This is a genomic window from Dyadobacter sp. (genome assembly GCF_051859145.1).
Classification (GTDB): Bacteria; Bacteroidota; Bacteroidia; order Cytophagales; family Spirosomataceae; genus Dyadobacter.
In genome coordinates, this window is the sequence record NZ_JBHYGF010000396.1 from 1 (window position 1) to 3,750 (window position 3,750).

General features: G+C 50.2%; 5 protein-coding genes. 1 reads left to right on the forward strand and 4 read right to left on the reverse strand.

Annotation, left to right across the window (positions count from 1 at the left end):
* Positions 1–126: 126 nt before the first annotated feature.
* Positions 127–1,068, forward strand: a complete 942-nt coding sequence (locus tag ACTIE6_RS20055; protein ID WP_439558339.1) for a nitrilase family protein — start codon at positions 127–129, stop codon at positions 1,066–1,068.
* 64 nt (positions 1,069–1,132) lie between these two features.
* On the opposite strand, the gene ACTIE6_RS20060 is transcribed toward ACTIE6_RS20055, so the two are convergent.
* From ACTIE6_RS20060 to ACTIE6_RS20075, 4 genes are read right to left on the reverse strand one after another with little or no spacing between them, the layout of a single operon-like run.
* Positions 1,133–1,630, reverse strand: coding sequence for a GNAT family N-acetyltransferase (locus ACTIE6_RS20060; protein ID WP_439558340.1), 498 nt, complete (start codon positions 1,628–1,630; stop codon positions 1,133–1,135).
* A 2-nt stretch (positions 1,631–1,632) separates the two neighbouring features.
* Positions 1,633–2,853 (reverse strand): RNA polymerase sigma factor, encoded by a 1,221-nt coding sequence (locus ACTIE6_RS20065; RefSeq protein ID WP_439558341.1) that lies wholly within the window; start codon positions 2,851–2,853, stop codon positions 1,633–1,635.
* Position 2,854: 1 nt separating this feature from the next.
* Positions 2,855–3,196, reverse strand: a complete 342-nt coding sequence (locus ACTIE6_RS20070; protein WP_439558342.1) for a YciI family protein — start codon at positions 3,194–3,196, stop codon at positions 2,855–2,857.
* Positions 3,197–3,252: 56 nt separating this feature from the next.
* The gene (locus ACTIE6_RS20075) at positions 3,253–3,705 is read right to left on the reverse strand and encodes a carboxymuconolactone decarboxylase family protein (protein ID WP_439558343.1); all 453 of its coding nucleotides are present in this window, start codon (positions 3,703–3,705) and stop codon (positions 3,253–3,255) included.
* Positions 3,706–3,750 lie beyond the last annotated feature (45 nt).

Consider the following 3,750-nt stretch of genomic DNA (forward strand, 5'->3'; position numbering starts at 1 on the left):
GGGGCTGCTTTCAATCCTATCTCAATAGGTACGATCAACCGCTCAGATTGGATTACCATTTCAGCGAATTCCGGTTTTGACAAGCTATTTTTGTGTTCACACTTTCTACTATCAAGATCTTAGCCTATGGAACCGATTAAAATTGCGACTGCCCAATTTGAAAACCGCAGCGGCGACAAAGCCTACAACCTGGGCGTGATCCGCAAGCTGTCAAAGCAGGCGGCCGAAAAAGGCGCTAATGCCATTGCTTTTCATGAGTGCTCCGTAACAGGTTACACATTTGCGCGCAAGCTCACACGGGAACAGATGCTGGAGCTCTCCGAACCTATCCCCGACGGTCCGAGCATTGCCGAGCTTACCGCCATTGCCCGCGACAACAACATTGCAGTGCTTGCCGGATTGTTTGAAAAGGACGCGGAGGGAAACCTATTCAAAGCCTATGTGTGCGTAGACCAGAACGGGCTGGTTGCAAAGTTCCGCAAGCTGCATCCCTTCATCAATCCGCACCTTACACCCGGAAATGAGTATGTTGTATTTGAGTTGCTTGGCTGGAAATGTGGCATTTTGATCTGTTATGATAACAATGTGATCGAGAATGTGCGGGCTACCAAACTGCTGGGGGCAGATATCATCTTCATGCCGCACGTGACCATGTGCACGCCTTCAACGCGTCCGGGCGCAGGCTTTGTAGACCCGGCTTTGTGGCATAACCGCGCTGCCGATCCGACCTCGCTGCGGCAGGAATTTGACAGTCTCAAAGGCAGGGCCTGGCTCATGAAGTGGCTGCCGGCACGCGCTTACGACAATGCGATTTATGCTGTATTCTCCAATCCAATCGGAACGGACGATGACCAGTTGAAAAATGGCTGCTCCATGATCCTCGATCCATTTGGCGACATCATAGCTGAGTGTCGTGAACTGGATGACGCCATTGCTGTTGCGACATTGACACCGGAAAAACTCGAACAAGCCGGCGGCTCCCGCTACCTGAAAGCCCGCCGCCCCGAACTTTACGCAGATATCCTTGGCCAGTCCCACGTTTCAGAGCAAAAAGTGGTTTGGTTATAATTAAAAGAATGCCCCGAAAGCTGATTTCTTGCTCCGGGGCATTTTTTTCCTGATGTCTTTTACGTCAAAGGCGAAGGATGTAGTCGTGGCGGGTACCCGAAGAGCCCGTCAACTTGCGGAAGAATGTGAAGTTATTTTTGGTAAGTACCCTGATCGAAGAAGTGTTCTCCGGACTTACCAACGCGATCAGCTCCTTCACATTGCCGAGCTGCAATGCATAATTGATCATCGTACGCGTAATTTCGGACGCATAACCTTTCCCCCAGTATTCCGGGAACAATGCATATCCGATTTCAGTATAGCTTTGCTCGAACGGGACTATTTTGGCTAGACCGATGAATGCAGCGGTATCCTTTTCGGTTACCGCCAGGAAGCCGAATTCTTCCATACCCAGATCTGCATCCAGTGCCACCTGGAAACGCGCCTTTGCACCGGTTTCATCAAGCCCGGCACCCGTGATATATTGCATCACATCCTGTCCGGAGACCAGCCTGTAATAGTCATTGAAATGGGACGGTTTAAATTTTTCATAAACCAGTCTCTCTGATTCTATAGGTACCATTGCTAAACTGATAATCTTGCCATATTTTTTTTGATCACCTCCCGATCTGCATAAGAAGCCGCCAGTTCAAGTGCTTTTTCAAAATGCGCCAACGCTTTGCTGGTATCCAGGTCTGTGTAGAGATGCCCGAGCAGGGAGTAGTAAAAATGACTGCCGGTGAGCCCAAGCTTTTCTGCCTCTGCAATCGCCTGCGCCTTGCCTCTTGCTTTCGACACCGCAAATGTCCGGTTTAATGCTGCAACAGGTGAATATTCGAGGATCAATAATTTGTTGTAAAGTTGCAGGATATTCTCCCATTTCTCCATCGTATCTTCCTTTTGTGTGTGCCAAAATGCAATGCCCGCTTCCAGATGGTACCTGGATACTTCCTCGCCGGTAGATGCTTTGATCAGGAAATCCTTACCCAGACTGATCAACTGCTGGTCCCAGCGCGACTCGTCCTGATCTTCATACAATACCATTTCACCATTATCCCCGACGCGCGCATCAAAACGGGAAGCGTGAAAGCACATCAGCGACAGCAGCGCATTGACGGCCGGCTTGTTGGTAGCTGCATTGCCGAGCAGCAGAGCGGCCAGCCGCATTGCCTCAGCGCACAGGTCTTTCCTGAGCACGGTATCCTGGCTTTCGGAATAATACCCCTCTGAAAAAAGCAGGTACAAAGTCGTGAGTACGGGATCAAGGCGGTTATTGATTTCTGACAAAGTAGGCTGCTCAATGCGTATCCGGGCTTCTTTCAGCTTCTCTTTGGCGCGGTTAAGTCTTTTGTACACTACCGTTTTGTTTGTTAAAAAGGCGTCAGCGATTTCCTGCACCTCAAAACCGCACAGCAGGCTCAGCGCCAGCGACACCTGCGATTCTGTGGAAATAACCGGGTTACAAACCGCAAAGATCATCGCCAGCTGACTATCCGAAATGTTCTTTCCAGACAGATCAATATCGATCTCTTCTGAAACCTGCGAGGTGTACCTGATCTCAGGCGCCAATTTTTTCTCAAACAATGCATTCCGTTTGAGATAGTTCCTGGTCTTGTTCTTTGCCACTGTGTGAAGCCAGCCGGTCGGGTTGTCGGGCACACCATGTATACTCCAGTGCTCGGTAGCCGCCAGAAAAGTATCGCTCACAATATCTTCGGCAATCTCTACATGCTCAATCCCGAACAAATAACAGAGTACCCCAACAATGTTGCGGTACTCTGTGCGGAAGAGGTTGGGAAGCAGCATATTACCCCACCGCCATCCTGACTTCCACTGATGCTCCCCATTCCAGGATCGGGCAGCCTTTGGCTATTTCTACTGCTTCTTCATAATTTTCTGCACGGATCAGGAACAGGCCGCCGAGCGATTCTTTGATCTCGGCATAAGGTCCGTTTGTGACCGTATTGTTCTTGGTAACTACCCGCCCGTCGAGGTCCCAGCGTTTTGGTGGGGCAACCAGCTTGTTCTGGGCGGCAATGCTGCCGATCCAGTCTTGGAACGGCTTGATAGCGGCTTGCATTTGCTCGGGTGACGGACTCGCATCCTTGCTTTTCAGGTCCCGGTGGATGGCGATCAGAAATTCGTTCATCTTGGTTTCTATTTGAATGTTTTGAATGATTTCGAATTGTTAGAATGCTGCAATTATCAACCAAACTGCCCAACCTGGTAACTGCCCGGCGTGCTTGGAAATGCGATGTTAATGCGGTTCCAGGTATTGATGCTTGTTACTACCATGGTCAGGTCGATGAGCTCCTCGTCCGAGAACTGCTGCTTCACAGCTTCATAAAGCGCATCGGGCACTTCGCATTTGGTCACTGCCTCAGCCCACGCGAAGGCGGCTCTTTCCCGCTCGGTATAGTAAGGCGCTTCCCGCCACGCGCTCAGGCCGTAGAGCCGCTGCTCGGTCTCGCCTTTCGCCCGCGCATCCTTGTAATGCATATCCAGGCAATAAGCGCACTGGTTGATCTGCGACACCCGGAACACCACCAGCTCCCGCAATGGCAATTCTATCGCCGACTTATGCAGGTAGCTGCCCATACCAAAAAGCACCTTCGCCGCATTTTTTCCTTTTTCCTGAAAATTAAGTCTTGGTTCCATTTGAAAATGTTTTTATCGTTTAAAAACCAATGACAACCGGAAATG

What these genes read in the sequence shown, in the direction of transcription:
- ACTIE6_RS20055 (WP_439558339.1), top strand. Translation starts at nt 127, where the DNA reads ATGGAACCGATTAAAATTGCGACTGCCCAATTTGAAAACCGCAGCGGC.
- ACTIE6_RS20060 (WP_439558340.1), bottom strand. Translation starts at nt 1,630, where the DNA reads ATGGTACCTATAGAATCAGAGAGACTGGTTTATGAAAAATTTAAACCG.
- ACTIE6_RS20065 (WP_439558341.1), bottom strand. Translation starts at nt 2,853, where the DNA reads ATGCTGCTTCCCAACCTCTTCCGCACAGAGTACCGCAACATTGTTGGG.
- ACTIE6_RS20070 (WP_439558342.1), bottom strand. Translation starts at nt 3,196, where the DNA reads ATGAACGAATTTCTGATCGCCATCCACCGGGACCTGAAAAGCAAGGAT.
- ACTIE6_RS20075 (WP_439558343.1), bottom strand. Translation starts at nt 3,705, where the DNA reads ATGGAACCAAGACTTAATTTTCAGGAAAAAGGAAAAAATGCGGCGAAG.